This is a genomic window from Marinobacter zhejiangensis (assembly GCF_900114775.1).
GTDB lineage: Bacteria > Pseudomonadota > Gammaproteobacteria > Pseudomonadales > Oleiphilaceae > Marinobacter > Marinobacter zhejiangensis.
Map to the genome: position 1 here is coordinate 310,456 of NZ_FOUE01000002.1, position 15,860 is coordinate 326,315.

At 52.6% G+C, this 15,860-nt stretch carries 16 protein-coding genes; 13 read left to right on the forward strand and 3 right to left on the reverse strand.

The window, feature by feature from the left end; genetic code table 11:
* Positions 1-38: 38 nt before the first annotated feature.
* Positions 39-785, reverse strand: a complete 747-nt coding sequence (locus BMZ67_RS06825) for a ParA family protein (RefSeq protein WP_092021204.1) — start codon at positions 783-785, stop codon at positions 39-41.
* A gap of 236 nt (positions 786-1,021) precedes the next feature.
* Here BMZ67_RS06825 and thrS point away from each other — a divergent pair, with 236 nt between their 5' ends.
* From thrS to BMZ67_RS06885, 13 genes are all read left to right on the forward strand, one after another.
* Complete coding sequence (thrS, locus tag BMZ67_RS06830) at positions 1,022-2,935, forward strand: threonine--tRNA ligase (protein ID WP_092021205.1); 1,914 nt, start codon at positions 1,022-1,024, stop codon at positions 2,933-2,935.
* Between the two features lie 15 nt (positions 2,936-2,950).
* Positions 2,951-3,490: a translation initiation factor IF-3 gene (infC, locus tag BMZ67_RS06835; protein WP_092021206.1), complete on the forward strand. Its 540-nt coding sequence runs from the start codon at positions 2,951-2,953 to the stop codon at positions 3,488-3,490.
* A gap of 96 nt (positions 3,491-3,586) precedes the next feature.
* Complete coding sequence (gene rpmI, locus BMZ67_RS06840) at positions 3,587-3,778, forward strand: 50S ribosomal protein L35 (RefSeq protein ID WP_092021207.1); 192 nt, start codon at positions 3,587-3,589, stop codon at positions 3,776-3,778.
* Between the two features lie 30 nt (positions 3,779-3,808).
* A complete protein-coding gene (gene rplT, locus BMZ67_RS06845) occupies positions 3,809-4,162 on the forward strand; it encodes a 50S ribosomal protein L20 (protein ID WP_092021208.1) in 354 nt (117 codons plus the stop codon).
* 210 nt (positions 4,163-4,372) lie between these two features.
* Positions 4,373-5,371, forward strand: coding sequence for a phenylalanine--tRNA ligase subunit alpha (gene pheS, locus BMZ67_RS06850; RefSeq protein WP_092021209.1), 999 nt, complete (start codon positions 4,373-4,375; stop codon positions 5,369-5,371).
* Positions 5,372-5,430: 59 nt separating this feature from the next.
* Positions 5,431-7,803, forward strand: a complete 2,373-nt coding sequence (gene pheT, locus BMZ67_RS06855; RefSeq protein WP_092021210.1) for a phenylalanine--tRNA ligase subunit beta — start codon at positions 5,431-5,433, stop codon at positions 7,801-7,803.
* Between the two features lie 4 nt (positions 7,804-7,807).
* Complete coding sequence (gene ihfA / locus BMZ67_RS06860; RefSeq protein ID WP_007151838.1) at positions 7,808-8,110, forward strand: integration host factor subunit alpha; 303 nt, start codon at positions 7,808-7,810, stop codon at positions 8,108-8,110.
* Positions 8,091-8,456, forward strand: coding sequence for a MerR family transcriptional regulator (locus BMZ67_RS06865; RefSeq protein ID WP_092021211.1), 366 nt, complete (start codon positions 8,091-8,093; stop codon positions 8,454-8,456). Before ihfA ends, BMZ67_RS06865 begins: the two co-directional genes overlap by 20 nt.
* 197 nt (positions 8,457-8,653) lie before the next feature.
* On the forward strand, positions 8,654-10,063 hold the full coding sequence (gene nhaD, locus BMZ67_RS06870; RefSeq protein WP_245749901.1) for a sodium:proton antiporter NhaD: 1,410 nt from the start codon (positions 8,654-8,656) through the stop codon (positions 10,061-10,063).
* A 194-nt stretch (positions 10,064-10,257) separates the two neighbouring features.
* On the forward strand, positions 10,258-10,695 hold the full coding sequence (locus BMZ67_RS06875) for a hypothetical protein (protein WP_092021213.1): 438 nt from the start codon (positions 10,258-10,260) through the stop codon (positions 10,693-10,695).
* Between the two features lie 45 nt (positions 10,696-10,740).
* Positions 10,741-10,899, forward strand: a complete 159-nt coding sequence (locus tag BMZ67_RS18580) for a hypothetical protein (protein WP_175481859.1) — start codon at positions 10,741-10,743, stop codon at positions 10,897-10,899.
* Positions 10,900-11,271: 372 nt separating this feature from the next.
* Positions 11,272-12,624: a tyrosine-type recombinase/integrase gene (locus BMZ67_RS06880; RefSeq protein ID WP_342713320.1), complete on the forward strand. Its 1,353-nt coding sequence runs from the start codon at positions 11,272-11,274 to the stop codon at positions 12,622-12,624.
* Positions 12,614-13,666: a hypothetical protein gene (locus tag BMZ67_RS06885; protein ID WP_092021215.1), complete on the forward strand. Its 1,053-nt coding sequence runs from the start codon at positions 12,614-12,616 to the stop codon at positions 13,664-13,666. The genes BMZ67_RS06880 and BMZ67_RS06885 overlap by 11 nt, the downstream gene beginning before the upstream one ends.
* Here the strand turns inward: BMZ67_RS06885 and BMZ67_RS06890 are convergent.
* Both BMZ67_RS06890 and BMZ67_RS06895 read right to left on the reverse strand, forming a co-directional pair.
* Positions 13,637-14,626, reverse strand: a complete 990-nt coding sequence (locus tag BMZ67_RS06890; RefSeq protein WP_092021216.1) for a YagK/YfjJ domain-containing protein — start codon at positions 14,624-14,626, stop codon at positions 13,637-13,639. The genes BMZ67_RS06885 and BMZ67_RS06890 overlap by 30 nt on opposite strands.
* Before the next feature lie 179 nt (positions 14,627-14,805).
* The gene (locus BMZ67_RS06895) at positions 14,806-15,858 is read right to left on the reverse strand and encodes a DUF3987 domain-containing protein (RefSeq protein ID WP_092021217.1); all 1,053 of its coding nucleotides are present in this window, start codon (positions 15,856-15,858) and stop codon (positions 14,806-14,808) included.
* Positions 15,859-15,860: the final 2 nt, after the last annotated feature.

Sequence of the window (15,860 nt, forward strand, 5' to 3'; positions counted from 1 at the left end):
TGTTTGGGGTGGCCGGCTGAGCGCCGGCTGCCCGAGGGCTATAAGCGGGTGATCTGCCGAACTTCCTGCCACATCAGGCGGTAGGCATGGGAGGCCGCAGAGCGGGGCATCAGAACCGGTACTGGCTTGCGCGCTTCGCCCATTTTCTCCACGTCGCTGGCGTACGGGATGTAGCCCCGGAGTCTGTCTTTCAGGCGCTCGTCGCCTTCTTCCAGGATGGTACGGTGCAGGCCCTTCCTCCGGTCCACCATGGACAGGAACGGATGGAATTTGCCAACCTTGATTTTCTTGTCTTTGGCGAACTGTCGCAGTTGCTGCCAGCTGTTGATCGAGAGCCAGGTCGGAATCGTAGGAACGTAAACCTGGTCGGCACAGGACAAGACCTCTTCGGCGAGGTGTGACAGAGATGGCGGGCAATCCAGAATGACCAGTCCGTAGTCCTCCGACAGTGGTGCCAGCCAGGATTTAAGCGTGTTGGCGTGGGTCTGCTCTGCCAGCCGGACATCCAGATTCCGGAAGCTCGGGTGGGCCGGGATCAGGTCCAGCTTCGGGTACTGTGTCGGGTAGATCAGTTTGCCGACCGGCGTTTTGCCTTTGAGCAGACGCGATGCTTTTTCACCGGTAATGTCCGGATCTTCACCAAGGTACCAGCTTGCTGCTCCCTGAGGGTCCAGATCCCAAAGCAGCGTGGGTATCCCACTGGCGCTCGCCAGGTAGGCGATATTTACTGCCGCAGCCGTTTTGCCAACCCCGCCCTTGAGGTTGTGAAAAGCAATAATGCGCATCCCTTTCTCTCTGTCGGTCTGGGTGTCGTTTCCGTGAGCATGGAAGGTAACGGAGTGTGATCGAGCCCCTATTTTGCATAGCCAGACAGGAAATGACAGGGGTCTTTGGTCTGGCCTCTGTTAATAACCTTGGCACCCCTGCTAAAATTCTGTCCCCAAACCGGACCGCGTCCTGTATCGCGGCTCACCGATAACAAGTGGTCTTTCGTAGGGACCACCACTGACCGGAGTCAAACATGCCTGTTGTTACCTTGCCTGATGGCAGCCATCGTAGCTTTGCTGAAGCTGTCACTGTCCATGACGTTGCCGCCGATATTGGCGCTGGCCTGGCCAAAGCCGCCCTTGCCGGACGCGTGAACGGAAAGCTGGTTGATACCAGCCACCTGATTTCTGAAGACTCAGAGCTGGCGATCATTACCGAGCGTGATGACGATGGTGTTGATGTTATCCGCCACTCCACGGCTCACCTGTTGGCCATGGCGGTCAAAGAGTTGTTTCCCTCTGCACAGGTAACGATTGGCCCCGTTGTCGACAACGGCTTTTACTATGACTTCCGGTTTGAGCGCCCGTTCACCAACGAAGACCTGGCGCGTATTGAAAAGCGCATGGAAGAGCTGGCGAAGCAGGATATACCGGTATCCCGTTCGGTGCTGTCCCGTGCTGAAGCAGTCCAGCTGTTCGATGAGATGGGTGAGGAATATAAGGTCCGCATCATCGAAGACATTCCTGGTGAAGAGGATCTGTCCTTCTATCGTCAGGGTGATTTCATCGACCTGTGCCGCGGTCCTCATGTACCCAGTACTGGCAAGCTGAAGGCCTTCAAGCTCACTAAGGTGGCTGGCGCGTACTGGCGTGGTGACACTAACAACGAGCAGCTGCAGCGGGTTTACGGCACCGCCTGGGGTAACAAGAAAGACCTGAAGGCGTACCTGCACCGTCTGGAAGAGGCTGAAAAGCGGGATCATCGCAAGATCGGTAAGAAGCTGGATCTGTTCCATATGCAGGAAGAAGCGCCTGGTATGGTGTTCTGGCATCCCAACGGCTGGACGGTCTATCAGCAGATCGAACAGTACATGCGTGACAAACTGCGTAATCACGGCTATCAGGAAATCAAGACACCACAAGTGGTGTCGCGGACCCTGTGGGAAAAATCCGGTCACTGGGACAAGTTCCATGACGACATGTTTACCACTGAGTCTGAGAAACACGATTTTGCCATCAAGCCGATGAACTGCCCCTGCCACATCCAGGTGTTCAATCAGGGGCTGAAGAGCTATAAGGATCTGCCGCTGCGTCTGGCGGAGTTTGGCTCCTGCCACCGCAACGAGGCGTCTGGCGCGCTGCACGGCATCATGCGGGTTCGTGGTTTTACCCAGGACGACGCGCATATCTTCTGTGAGGAAGATGCGATCCAGGCGGAAGTGTCACGCTTTATCGCGTTGCTGCATGAAGTCTATGCGGATTTCGGTTTCAGTGAGATTCTGTACAAACTGTCCACCCGGCCCGAGAAGCGGGTAGGTTCCGACGAGGTTTGGGACAAGTCCGAGGCGGCGCTGGAAGAGGCGCTGAACCGGGAAGGTGTGGACTGGGAATTGCTGCCGGGTGAGGGCGCTTTCTACGGGCCGAAGATCGAGTTTTCACTGAAAGACTGTATCGGTCGGGTATGGCAGTGCGGAACCATCCAGGTGGATTTCTCGATGCCGGGTCGCCTGGGGGCGCAATACGTCGCCGACAATTCCGAGCGCCGTACCCCGGTTATGCTGCACCGCGCCGTGCTGGGTTCGTTTGAGCGCTTCATTGGTATCCTGATTGAAGAGTATGAAGGTGCTTTCCCGGCGTGGCTGGCACCAACTCAGGTTGCGGTACTGAATATTACCGACAGCCAGAGTGAGTATTGCCAAAATCTTGCGGAAAAATGGAAAACTTTAGGCTATAGGGTTAATGCTGACTTGAGAAACGAGAAGATCGGCTTTAAAATCCGCGAGCATACTTTAAACAAGGTTCCCTATCTGGTTGTCGTTGGCGACAAAGAAGTGGAAGCCGGTGCCGTTGCGGTGAGAACCCGCAAAGGGGAAGACCTGGGAACCATGACGCTTGAAGCGTTCGAGGCTCTGCTGGCAGAAGCCGTTGAACGTAAGAGCAAAATTTAAGACGGAGATCTTACTATTAAACAGCGTACGAATCGGGGTGGCCGCGCGCCACGCGCACCTATCAACGAGAACATTGAAGCAACGGAAGTCCGGCTGATTGATGCTGACGGTGAACAGGTCGGTGTTGTGTCCATTGAGGATGCCCTGAAACGGGCGGAAGAAGCTTCTCTTGATCTGGTTCAGGTCACGGATTCCGATCCCATCGTCTGTAAGATAATGGATTACGGTAAGAAGATCTTCGACGAGAAAAAGGCCAAGGCGGCTGCGAAGAAAAAGCAAAAGCAGACGCAGGTCAAAGAGCTGAAGTTCCGTCCAGGAACTGAAGAAGGGGATTATCAGGTCAAACTACGCAACCTGGTACGTTTCCTTGAGAGCGGGGATCGCGGCAAAATCACGATTCGCTTCCGTGGCCGTGAGATGGCACACCAAGAAATTGGTATGAAGCTCATGGAACGCATTGAAGCGGACGTTGCCGAGATTGCTGTGGTTGAACTGCGGCCGAAAATGGAAGGCCGTCAGATGACCATGGTGGTAGCGCCCCGTAAGAAGAAGTGATCCTGGAACAGTGACTCGTCCCCTGCAGTCGCAGGGGATTTGTCGTTTCAGGAGCACATGCGTTTTTTTTCAAAATAGAATGCGGAGTTTTAAAAAATGCCCAAGATGAAAACCAAAAGCGGGGCCGCCAAACGGTTTAAAAAGACCGCTAACGGCTTCAAGCATAAGCAATCCTTCACCAGTCATATTCTGACCAAGAAGAGCCCTAAGCGTAAGCGTCAGCTCCGTGGTACCAAGCTGATTGCCAAGTCTGATGTGGCTTCCATCAAGCGTATGATCGCGCAGTAAGCGCACTGGTTTAACAGAAGGATATAATTTATGCCTCGCGTAAAACGTGGTGTGGTTGCACGCCGTCGTCACAAGAAGATTCTGAATCAGGCCAAAGGTTACTACGGCGCTCGTAGCCGTGTATTCCGTGTTGCCAAACAGGCGGTTATCAAAGCGGGTCAGTACGCTTACCGTGACCGTCGTAACCGCAAGCGTCAGTTCCGCGCACTGTGGATTGCCCGTATCAATGCTGGCGCCCGTGCCAACGGCCTGTCTTACAGCCGTCTGATTGCTGGTCTGAAGAAGGCGAATGTTGAAATCGATCGTAAGGTTCTGGCCGACCTGGCCATGAACGAGCAGCAGGCGTTTTCTGCTGTTGTTGAGAAGGCCAAAGCGGCTCTGTGATCGCTTAGCTCTTTCAGCGATTGCTGATCGATAGGGCGCTGCCTGGCGGCGCCTGGTGATAGGGGAAGGGCGCGCTCTTCCCCTATTTTTGTTATTAGGGAGTGGTATATAGACTCCTTGGGGCTTCTGAATAGGTCTTTCTCCCAACGAGGACAGGATTTATTCAGAAGCCTTTCAAGCAAATTCCATCTATGGTTTGGAGCAGGGTCAATGGAAAACCTGGAGCAACTTGTTCAGGACGGGCTGGCCGCGGTTGAGAAAGCCGCTGGCCTGCAGGAACTGGATCAAGTCCGCGTAGATTACCTGGGTAAGAAAGGTGTGCTTACCCAACAGCTGAAGTCCCTTGGCAAACTGTCCGCAGAAGAACGCCCGGCGGCCGGTCAGAAGATCAACGAAGCCAAGGTTCAGGTTCAGGATGCACTGAATGCCCGTCGCGAAGCGATGGAACAGGCGGCCCTGGATTCCAAGCTGGCCAGTGAGTCCATCGATGTGACCCTGCCGGGCCGTGGTCAGGACCTGGGTGGATTGCACCCGGTGACCCGTACTCTGCAACGAATCGAACAGTTCTTTGCCCGGGCCGGCTACAGTGTCGAGCAGGGGCCGGAAATCGAAGACGATTACCACAACTTCGAAGCCCTCAATATTCCGGGTCACCACCCGGCTCGTGCCATGCACGACACCTTCTACTTCAATCCCGGAACCCTGCTGCGAACCCATACCTCTCCGGTCCAGATTCGTACCATGGAGGCATCCAAGCCACCGTTCCGTATGATTTGTCCGGGTCGGGTATACCGCTGCGATTCAGACATGACCCATACCCCGATGTTCCACCAGGTTGAAGGGCTGCTGGTCGAAAAGAATGTCAGCTTTGCCGATCTCAAGAGCACGGTGGAAGAGTTCCTGAGGGTGTTCTTTGAGCGGGACCTGGCGGTACGTTTCCGGCCATCGTATTTCCCGTTCACCGAGCCGTCTGCGGAAGTAGACATCGAATGGGGTCGTGAAGAAGACGGCAGCATCAAGTGGCTGGAAGTCATGGGCTGCGGCATGGTTCACCCCAAGGTATTCGAATACTGCGGCATTGATCCCGAAGAGTACCGGGGCTTTGCGTTTGGTCTGGGCGTCGAGCGTCTCGCCATGTTGCGTTACGGCGTCAACGACCTGCGCATGTTCTTCGAAAACGATCTGCGTTTCCTGCGACAGTTCCGTTAACGTTGAACACCTAGAATCGAGTCAATACCGCAAACCGGCATCAGGACAAGGCATACAACATGAAATTCAGTGAACAGTGGCTACGGGAATGGGTCAATCCGGCAATCGATACTCAGGCACTGGTGGATCAGATCACCATGGCGGGCCTGGAGGTTGACGGCTTTGAGCCTGTGGCAGGGCGTTTTTCCGGCGTTATCATCGGCGAGGTCAAGGCCGTGGCGCCACATCCGGACGCTGATAAGCTGCGGGTATGCCAGGTCGCCGGAGGCGAAGAGGTTGTCCAGGTTGTGTGCGGCGCACCAAACGTTCGCGAGGGGCTCAAGGTACCGTTCGCGGTTGTGGGCGCCGTCCTGCCGGGCGACTTCAAAATCAAAAAAGCCAAGCTGCGTGGTCAGCCATCCTTCGGGATGTTGTGTTCTGAATCAGAGCTGGGCCTTTCCGAGAGTCATGACGGGCTGATGGAATTGCCGGCTGACGCCCCCACTGGGCAGAGCTTGCGTGATTATCTCATGCTGGATGATGTGACCATTGACGTGGACCTGACGCCAAACCGTTCCGACTGTTTCTCTATTCGCGGTATTGCCCGGGAAGTCGGCGTTTTGAACAGCATGCTGGTGGAGGCGCCGGAGATCACGCCAGTCGCTGCCACTACCGGTGAGCGCGTTGATGTGACCGTGCGTGCGCCGGAAGGCTGCCCGCGTTACCTGGCCCGGGTACTCAGTAATGTGGACTTGAGTGTCAGTACACCACTGTGGATGCAGGAAAAACTGCGCCGAAGCGGAATCCGCTCCATTGACCCGGCTGTGGATGTGACCAACTACGTGATGCTGGAGCAAGGTCAGCCCATGCATGCCTTTGACCAGGCCGAAATCAAGGGCGGTATTGTAGTGCGGATGGCCGATGCGGGTGAAAAACTGGTATTGCTCGACGGCCAGGAAGTGACCCTGGACGAAGGGACACTGGTGATTGCTGATCATGAAAAGCCCATTGCGATTGCGGGCGTTATGGGGGGGGAGCACTCCGGTGTCAGCGAAACAACCCGCAACCTGATTTTGGAAGCGGCCTATTTCGATGCTATTACCCTGGCAGGAAAGGCGCGTCAGTTTGGTTTGCACACCGACGCCTCACACCGTTTCGAGCGCGGTGTTGACTACAAGCTGGCGTGGGATGCCATGGAGCGGGCGACAGCGCTGCTGATGGACATCGTGGGCGGTGAGCCTGGTGAAATTGTTGAAGTGGTCAACGACGCTGAAATGCCGGATGAGCGTCTGATCGACCTGCGGGAACAGCGCCTGGCGGATGTGCTTGGCCTTGAGATTGACCGCACCACGGTTGAGGAAATTCTGACTCGCCTGGGTCTTCACATTGAAAAGCTGCTGAAGGATGGCTGGCGAGTTCTGGTGCCCAGTTTCCGGCCGGATCTGACCATTGAAGAAGACCTGATCGAAGAAGTTGGCCGGATCTTTGGCTACAACAACCTGCCAGTCACCGAGCCGGTTGGCTCACTGGGCCTGAAGGCGGTTCCCGAGGCGACCCGCCCTCTGTCTGCTGTGCAGAACTTCTTTGTGTCCCGTGGCTATCAGGAAGCCATCACTTACAGCTTTGTCGACCCGAAAATCCAGGCGCTGGTGGCTCCGGATGAGGACGGCATCGAGCTGGCCAATCCGATTTCGGCGGACTTGTCGGTCATGCGGACCACCCTGTGGAGCGGGCTGCTCAAAACGGTTGCCTACAACCAGAATCGTCAACAGCCCCGGGTCCGGTTATTCGAAACCGGGCTCAGGTTTGTTCGCCGGGACGGTGAAATTGATCAGCGTCCGATGCTGAGTGGTGTTGTTGCAGGGCCTCAGGACCCTGAAAACTGGCTAAATGGCCGGCGTGAAGCGGACTTCTTTGACGTCAAAGGTGAACTGGAATCACTGTTCCAAGTGCTTGGTGTCAATGTGGAATTCTGCCGGGGAAGCCACCCCGCGTTGCACCCGGGGCAGACGGCAGAACTGATGCTGGACGGTCAGTCTGTGGGCTGGTTGGGCGCATTGCACCCGCAAGTGCAGAAAAAACTGGAACTTAATGGCACGATTCTGATGTTTGAGCTATTCTTGAATCCAGTTGTTACCGGTTATGTGCCTAATTTCAAAGTGATTTCAAAATTCCCTGAAGTTCGGCGGGATTTGGCTATCATTATCGGGGACGATACAGCTTTCGCAGATGTAGAGCGTGTCGTCAGAAAGACGGCTGGAGAATACCTTACTGCAGTGCGTGCGTTTGATGTCTATGAAGGGGAAAGCCTGGGTGAGGGTAATCGAAGCCTCGCGCTGAGCCTGTTCTGGCAACATCCGGAGCGAACACTCAACGAAGAAGAAGTGCACGGACTCTTCGACGGTGTGATTGGCGCACTGAAGGATGAGTTGGGAGCGACACTGAGGAGCTGATTGAATGGCGGCGTTGACAAAAGCGGAAATGGCGGAGCGTCTGTACGAGGAATTGGGCCTCAACAAGCGTGAAGCCAAGGAAATGGTTGAAGCTTTTTTCGATGAGATCAGGGGTGCGCTCAGCCACAATGAGCAGGTCAAGTTATCGGGTTTCGGTAACTTCGATCTGCGTGATAAAAAACAGCGACCGGGAAGAAACCCGAAAACCGGCGAAGAAATCCCAATCAGCGCGCGTCGCGTGGTGACCTTTCGTCCGGGTCAGAAACTGAAGCAGAAAGTAGAAGCGTATGCTGGAACCCAGTCATAACAACGAACTTCCCGCGATCCCTGGTAAACGCTATTTCACCATTGGTGAGGTGGCGGAGCTGTGTGCGGTCAAAGCCCACGTACTGCGTTACTGGGAACAGGAGTTTCCCCAGTTGTCGCCGGTAAAACGTCGGGGCAACCGTCGCTATTATCAGCGCTCAGACGTGATCACCATCCGCCAGATTCGCAGCCTGCTGTATGATCAGGGCTACACCATTGGTGGCGCCAAGCAGAAGCTCAGCAGCCATGAAGTGAAGGACGACACGTCGCAGTACAAGCAACTGATCAGGCAGATGATTAGTGAGCTGGAAGAGGTGCTTGAGGCTTTGAACGCGCCCCTTCACTGAGATTTATCAATGAATCCTGCAAAGAAACCGAAGACAATGTCCTCGGTTTTTTTGTGTCTGGGTCTTAGGTATCCAGGTCCCCGTCCCCGTTCCGTTTAATTGCCTGAGAGGGTTTGTTCGTGCCAGCCGGAAACCGTGGTTTTGTTCTAACGCCCCAATCTTCCCAGAATCGTTTGCCCAGGTTTGGAGTCGCTGCATTGGGTCTTCTGATGCTGCTGGCCGGCACTGCGGTGCAGGCATCCCAGGCGGGAGCGCAGGGGATGACCAGTCACCCAATCGGCTACCTGGCCATTGGCGTGTTCGTGCTGGCCTATATCTTCGTCATGCTCGAAGAAAAGCTGCATATGCGAAAGTCCAAACCGGTTCTGTTGGCGGCGGGGATCATCTGGTTTCTGGTGGCGGGGCTGGCGGCGGCGAATGGAGACAGCGAGAGCGCGAATGAGGCGTTGGGGCATAACTTACTGGAATACTCGGAGCTGCTGCTGTTCCTTCTGGTTGCCATGACCTACATCAATGCCATGGAGGAGCGCCAGCTCTTTGATGCGCTACGGGCCTGGTTGGTGAGCAAAGGCTTCAGCTACACGGGGCTGTTCTGGATCACCGGCATACTGGCGTTTTTCATTTCCCCGGTGGCGGATAACCTGACCACAGCGTTATTGATGTGTGCGGTGCTTCTGAAGGTGGGAGAAAACAGCCCGAGGTTCATTGGGCTGGGCTGCGTCAACATCGTCGTAGCGGCGAATGCGGGCGGTGCTTTTTCACCCTTCGGCGACATTACCACGTTGATGGTCTGGCAGAAGGGGGTGGTTAATTTTTCCGAGTTCTTTGTATTGTTTGTGCCGTCGCTGGTGAACTTCCTGGTGCCCGCAGCCATCATGCACTTCTTTATCCCCAAAGAGCCGCCGAAGCAGGCCGAAGAGAAGGTCATCATGAAGCGTGGGGCCAGGAGGACGCTGGCGCTGTTCCTGCTGACCATTGCCACTGCTGTTTTGGGGCATAACTTCCTCCACCTGCCGGCGGTGGTCGGCATGATGATGGGGTTGGGGTATCTGCAGGTGCTGGGCTATTACCTGCGCCTGAGTTTCGAGCGAAGCGTGAAAAAAGAGCGGGCAGTGGCTATCCGTGACAAGAACGAGCGGTTGCTGGCCCGGCTGGATAATGCCATCCCGTTTGATGTGTTCAGCCCGATCGCCCGGGCGGAATGGGACACCTTGCTGTTTTTCTACGGTGTGGTGTTGTGCGTGGGGGGCTTGGGCTTTCTGGGTTACCTGAGCGAAGTTTCCACCCTGTTGTACACCAACTGGAACCAGACCGCTGCGAACGTCACCGTGGGCCTGCTGTCGGCCGTGGTCGACAACATCCCGGTGATGTTTGCTGTCTTGTCGATGGAGCCGGACATGTCTCATGGCCAATGGCTGTTGGTGACCCTGACGGCCGGTGTCGGCGGATCGATGCTGTCGATCGGCTCTGCTGCCGGGGTGGCGCTGATGGGGCAGGCTCGAGGCCACTACACCATGATGACCCACCTGCGCTGGACGCCGGTTATTCTCCTTGGCTACGGTGCGTCGATAGTGACTCACCTTTGGCTGAACGCGGAGCTTTTCTGAGTTTGGTCGCGCATTTCTGCTAACTGGTCACGAGGCGGGCATGGAGCCCGCCAGCGTATCAGCCTTCTTTTCAGCTTTCTCTGCATAATGATCTAAGGCGCCTGTGGATTGTTCCGAGGCGCTCCAGTTTTTCTTGCCAAATACCAAACTTCCGCTAATATGAGAATGATTATCAATAATGATAAGGGTCTCGTATGGAATTTCTATGTCGCATCCACCGTGGTGAGCTGGCAGGGCTCCCACAGAATAAAAAGATGGATCTTTGGCTTAGTTGGATGGCTGAGGCCGGTAACTACGCAGACCGTGGCGAGTGGGTGCAGGTTATCCGCTACGCTGGCTGCGCCTTTGACCTCTCGTCAAATTCAGTGAGCGAAGGTGATCCCGTTATGGCTGTAGAAATGGTGCTTGCGGCTATTTGCCTGGCGGAGGCGTTTCGTAGCGCGGGACACCCGAGTGTGTCAGAGGTGGTTGTTGAACGAGCGCTCAAACGTCTTGGCCGCAAGGCGCCGAATGAGTTGAGGTCGGCGTTGAGGGAGGAGGGGAGTCGACAGCGCTTCTTTGCTGACTATATGGGCTGGCCGGCCTTGAGGCCCTCTGCCGGGTGTCGTCACGCTACGAATACGGTGCATTGAGGTAGGGTTGTGAAGCAGCGAATTTATGGTTCCCCAGGGGAGAGCATGGGCGAAGCTGAAAGTATTACCGTAACCCTCCGGCCGGATAGCCTGAGGCGCCTGTTGCAGCAGCAGGAGCTGCACGTTGACGAATTTTCCTGTTGGGACGACGGTTCGAGAGAGCGTGTTCGGTTGATGTTGCTGAACATTGTCGGCAGGCGCTAGCCGGGGCTTTCCGGTCAAGTTCTAACGGTAGGCCAGCAGCATGTGCTGCCGAATTCGGGTGCTTCTTTGTGGCTAAAACGAAAAAAGGCAGACGCCGTGTAAGTGTCTGCCTTTTTTAGGGAATATGGTCGGGACGGCAGGATTTGAACCTGCGACCACCTGCACCCCATAAAGATTTATTGTAATCCAACCCAATCTAACCCAAACCAAGTAAAATTATCTATCCATTGATATAAAAGGATTTTTTGTTTTGCGCTTTCCAAGGAAATCCAATAGCATCCAGTTTAAGCGAACGAGAAACGGTGACCAAACGGTGACGAGAATTCAGGTTAATACGGATTGGGTGCGATGGGGACCATTACAGACAAGCAGATGAACTCAAAGCCAGACAAATCAGTTTGGCTAACGGAGGACGCTCCGAGAGGGTGCGGGCGTTTTATGGCTCGAATCCTGAAAAGCGGCGACCGGCTGTTCTATTTTCGTTACACCAATTCTGACGGCGACCGAATCTTTCTTCCGATTGGAAACTATGATCAGTCTGGCAAGGACGGTTTGACACTGCGTGAGGCCAGAACAAAAGCCGGAGAGCTATCCCGTCTTTACCAGAGCGGTGTTCGAGACTTAAAAGAGCACCTGGATGCAGAGGAGGTCGCTCGCAAAGCTGCCCATGAGGCTGAGATGGCGCGGATGGAGGCCGAACGGGAAGCTGCTGAGGCTGAGAGAGCTCGTCAGGCGGCCCGTAAGACAGTATCAGAGCTCTTTGAGCACTGGGCTGACATTGACCTAAAGAACCGAAAGGACGGCGGCGCTGAGGTTCGTAGGATCTTTGAAAAAGACGTCCTCCCCAAGATTGGTGAGCTTGCCGTTGAAGATGTGAAGAAGGGGAACGTAATTGAGGTTGTGGATTCCCAACTCAACCGGGGGGTAACCCGGCTGGCCAAGTTAACCCTGAGCCTGATTCGTCAGATGTTTCGGTTTGCTGTTGATCGGGATCTCATTGAACATGACCCTACAGCCAGTATCAGGAAATCCAAGATTGGCGGTAAAGAGGTCGAGCGAGACCGGGTCTTGAGTCGCGAGGAGATCAAGGCCCTTGCCACGCAAGTTCCTGCGGCTCAGATGTTACCTTCAACCTCAAGTGCCATCTGGATCATGTTGGCTACATGCTGTCGTATTGGTGAGCTCGTTAAGGCAAGGTGGCTCGATATTGATTTTGTTTGTGCCCTTTGGACAATCCCTGCTGAAAACAGTAAAAACGGGAAACCGCATGAAGTTGCATTGTCTGAATTTGCGCTTGGATGGTTCCATGACCTGAAGTCCTACACTGGCGACTCAGAGTGGTGTTATCCAAACTCGAAGTTAACCGGTCCGGTGTGCCCGCGCACGATCACTAAACAAATCGGCGACAGACAGTTGCCAGAGGGACGTGAACCGCATAAAGGTAGGAGTTCGCGTGGACAGACATTGATTGTACCAGGTGGTAAGTGGACGCCCCATGACCTTCGCCGGACAGGAGCCACTTTGATGACAGCATTGGGAATCATGCCAGAGGTAGCAGAGCGTTGCCTGAATCACATAGAAGAGAACAAAGTGAAGCGGGTCTACCAACGTCACAGCTATGGTCCTGAAAAGAAGGAGGCATGGGAAACCCTGGGCGCTCATCTTGCCGAGCTTCACCAGGCTGGTTTGAAAATAAGCTCCCGGGAGGCTGTAGATGGCGAGTAGGGTTGACCAAGTTGTGATGATGGCTCTAACGAATATCGAGCGGGACGGTGTTATCGATATCAATGAGTTTTTGAGCGCCCAACTGCAACACGGCAGAGATGTTTGGTGTCGTATTCCTGATCAGCTTCAGGCCTATCTCTGCACGGTGTCTTTGGGGATGCGAGGGGAAGAACTGGGCACCGAGTATTTCTCTTTATCAACTGACTATCGGTACCTTTCCATTGGCGATAAGGTCATTAGAGAAATGTTGGCAGTCGGTCAAAGCGTTGTGAGTGTAACGGAGTTGTTTGCTTCAATCGATGAACACCTGGAGTTCATAACCTTGTCTCCAGCATTTGCGGCCTTCGAAACGTGTATGAAGGAGAGGTCGGCGAATCAATCGTTCATTGACACTCTTCGTATGTCTTCAAGGCGTGCAATGCGTACCCAAGAACGGTTTGTCATTGGGTTATCCAAGGGAGGAAACATTGGTGGGAGCGTTTCGAGCCAGGTAATGGAACAAAGTTTTCCCGTCAAATTATCAGATCTGTTCGCCTTGAAAGCTGACTACCAGAATTATTTGTCGGAAGCTCAAGGCCATGAGGCTACTTGCTTTATGGAGGAGTGGATGACCGAAGATCTCCGTGTACTCAATCGCTACGCCGCTACGTTCAATAAAAAATATGGTCAGCCTGGTAAATTAGATGTTGATGATGAGGCCCTTGAAAAGCTTCGTACAGATTTAGCTAGCGATCTAAAGGCGAAGAACCCAGGTGGTCCTAAAGTTACCGCAGCAATAAAGATCGTAGTTAGCACAAGGGTGTATTATCCTAAAACTCCTATTAAGCCGATTTCAGGAGAAAAGAAAGTTTCTTTGTTGGACATTGCAAATGCATTGGCCAAGTTATACTGGAAAGGGACTGTGGAGGAAACTCAGCGCGATTATAAAACTAATGTTGAGAAGTTTGAACAGAAGGTTATGAAGGTTCTAGATGATCATAAGGTACTTAAATATGCTGCCTTAAGCCGTGAGCTAAGCCGTTTTATCCGGTTCAGGACTTAGCGCGGGCTTGGACCTTGGTCTGCCCAACCCTGACCGTTTGGAGGGCATGTTACTTCTGAAAAACGCTTGTGCGTTCCCAATCACAGCGTCTAGGGAATAATCTATTTTTGCAAGGTAGCATCCCGTAGCTTTCATATTTTCTATAGCTTCCTTATCCCAGTACTCTATGCGACCAATACCGAGCCTTTTGTACTGCGATTTGTTTGCATTGCAGTTGTAGTACCAGCCTTCCCCATGGGTAATAGTCGCCCTCCAATGTTCGCCAATTATCGTCGCCAAATTAATGTCTGATTGATAGAGCGAGCCATCAAAAAAGACCATCAAGTGAAAGTGAAACCCGGTTATGTGCCCAAGCTCCAATGAGCAAAGGAAGCCCACTGATCTGGGTAGACGCTTGGATTCGTACAAATCTCGCCTCATTTTTGCCCAATACATTTGCATTTCATTGAGGAGGTCTGAAGTGTAATCTGTTTTCCAAGGATCTGGCTTTAGGTGTAAATCAATTCGTACTACAGTTAATCGGGCGTAACTGTTTGTCAAGGCGTCAATGTAATTATTAGTACTTCTCTTCCTCTTGGACTGGGCTTTCTCGTGGCGAGACACGGTGGTTCGGAAGCTGTCTAGAGAAGTGAAATGGTGTATAGCATCAACAAATAACAGGTATGTAATATTGGTTTTCAAATTTCCACAAAGCATTGATTTTATGTCGTAATGCTCGAAGCCTTCGGGAAAGACCTGAGCCTTCGCTGAAAAAAAAGCTATAGCATAGGGGTTGGAGGTATAGTTTGGCGTATTCACCTTAAACTTGGTCTCAGGAATTGATAATAGACGTACTAGCTCTGATTTTTTTATTGGCGTTTGGTTGACGTTTTCAATGCTTCTGGTTTTAGATATGATTTTAGTAAGTTTCTCAATGTGTTTTAGGTCAGTTAAAGTGTCACTGCATTCGTATATATTCACTTTTATTTAAACCTTTGTGGATTATTTATGTTTTATAATGTGTGTCATTGGTTGTTGTGTCTATCTAATAGAGTCTCTCTGGTTAATATTTTCACTGGTTAATAAATATAAGTACCAGAACTAATATGGGCAATTTTGCAGAATTGTCTAGACATATTTTATTTAATTTGGTTGTTAAGTTAGTGGTTTCTGAGCGTTATTGGTGGATATGTTGGGGTTGTGTCAATGTGCCAAGTATTGGTTTCATCTTTGAATGTTCTGATGTGGCCATGACACTCAAGGTACTCCAGGGCCTCTTTGAATCTTCCAGGCTTTCTAAGCGGGCCTGAACAATACTGTCTGGCGTGGCGCTTTCCTATATATCTAATGCCTTTTTGTCGAAAATTAACTGTCAACCATTCGTTTAAAATCCATGCATCATTGATAAACTGAGGTTGGCTGTTGAAAACATTGAGGTATTCTCTGGAGAAGTAAATGCAAATATGTATGCTGGTATTTAATGTCTCCCAGGTTATATCTCCCTCATACCCGTTCACCACGTGAATGATTGCTGATACACGGGCGATGTTCTCCATTAACTTGGATGCATGGTCTCTGGCATTTTCATATAAGCCACCAGGTTGCATGTTTGCTTCGATTTCGTTAGTCGTTGTTATGTAGAGTTGGCGCGCTGAGTTCTCGAATTTGAGCAGATGCCGGCGTTTCGGAGAAGCTTCGTTTAGCCTCAAACTCTTTTTCAGTAGCTTGCGAATTCGGGCAAAATAGTTCGAAGCGTCAGTGAATTCTTGCCTATCTTCTGATGCGAAGCGATACCCGATTGTTGATGCGAGAGGGGCGGAGACAAGTGTTCTAGCCCAGAGACCGGCAGCTCTAGCGATATCTGAGTTACGGTCCCGATACTCTTCCAATAGCTCCGGTTGAATGGATAGCAGGAATGTCAGCCGAGGGTCTGTAACAGCGAAAGGGGTGGAGTCCTTTCTTGCGAATTTAATTTCCATATTGCTCCATGCTGAATTCAACATGGACATTCCAGGGGTGATTAGACGGTTGAGTGTCCCGCTCCCCTCATCAGCAAGTACACAGACGTTTTCGCATTGTTCATGCATCCCTTGAAGCAGGGCTTGATAAGTCGCATCTTCATAAAGGGTTTGTCGCCCTTTGGGCTTGCATGGTTTCGCTGCGAGATGAGCTGATAACCTTTCTTTTGCTTTTGCCACTTCGTTGTCACTCATAA

Coding starts and splice junctions, on each gene's coding strand:
- thrS (WP_092021205.1), top strand. CDS start 1,022: ATGCCTGTTGTTACCTTGCCTGATGGCAGCCATCGTAGCTTTGCTGAA.
- BMZ67_RS06825 (WP_092021204.1), bottom strand. CDS start 785: ATGCGCATTATTGCTTTTCACAACCTCAAGGGCGGGGTTGGCAAAACG.
- BMZ67_RS06880 (WP_342713320.1), top strand. CDS start 11,272: ATGAACTCAAAGCCAGACAAATCAGTTTGGCTAACGGAGGACGCTCCG.
- pheT (WP_092021210.1), top strand. CDS start 5,431: ATGAAATTCAGTGAACAGTGGCTACGGGAATGGGTCAATCCGGCAATC.
- BMZ67_RS18580 (WP_175481859.1), top strand. CDS start 10,741: ATGGGCGAAGCTGAAAGTATTACCGTAACCCTCCGGCCGGATAGCCTG.
- rplT (WP_092021208.1), top strand. CDS start 3,809: ATGCCTCGCGTAAAACGTGGTGTGGTTGCACGCCGTCGTCACAAGAAG.
- rpmI (WP_092021207.1), top strand. CDS start 3,587: ATGCCCAAGATGAAAACCAAAAGCGGGGCCGCCAAACGGTTTAAAAAG.
- BMZ67_RS06885 (WP_092021215.1), top strand. CDS start 12,614: ATGGCGAGTAGGGTTGACCAAGTTGTGATGATGGCTCTAACGAATATC.
- BMZ67_RS06875 (WP_092021213.1), top strand. CDS start 10,258: ATGGAATTTCTATGTCGCATCCACCGTGGTGAGCTGGCAGGGCTCCCA.
- ihfA (WP_007151838.1), top strand. CDS start 7,808: ATGGCGGCGTTGACAAAAGCGGAAATGGCGGAGCGTCTGTACGAGGAA.
- BMZ67_RS06895 (WP_092021217.1), bottom strand. CDS start 15,858: ATGAGTGACAACGAAGTGGCAAAAGCAAAAGAAAGGTTATCAGCTCAT.
- BMZ67_RS06865 (WP_092021211.1), top strand. CDS start 8,091: ATGCTGGAACCCAGTCATAACAACGAACTTCCCGCGATCCCTGGTAAA.
- pheS (WP_092021209.1), top strand. CDS start 4,373: ATGGAAAACCTGGAGCAACTTGTTCAGGACGGGCTGGCCGCGGTTGAG.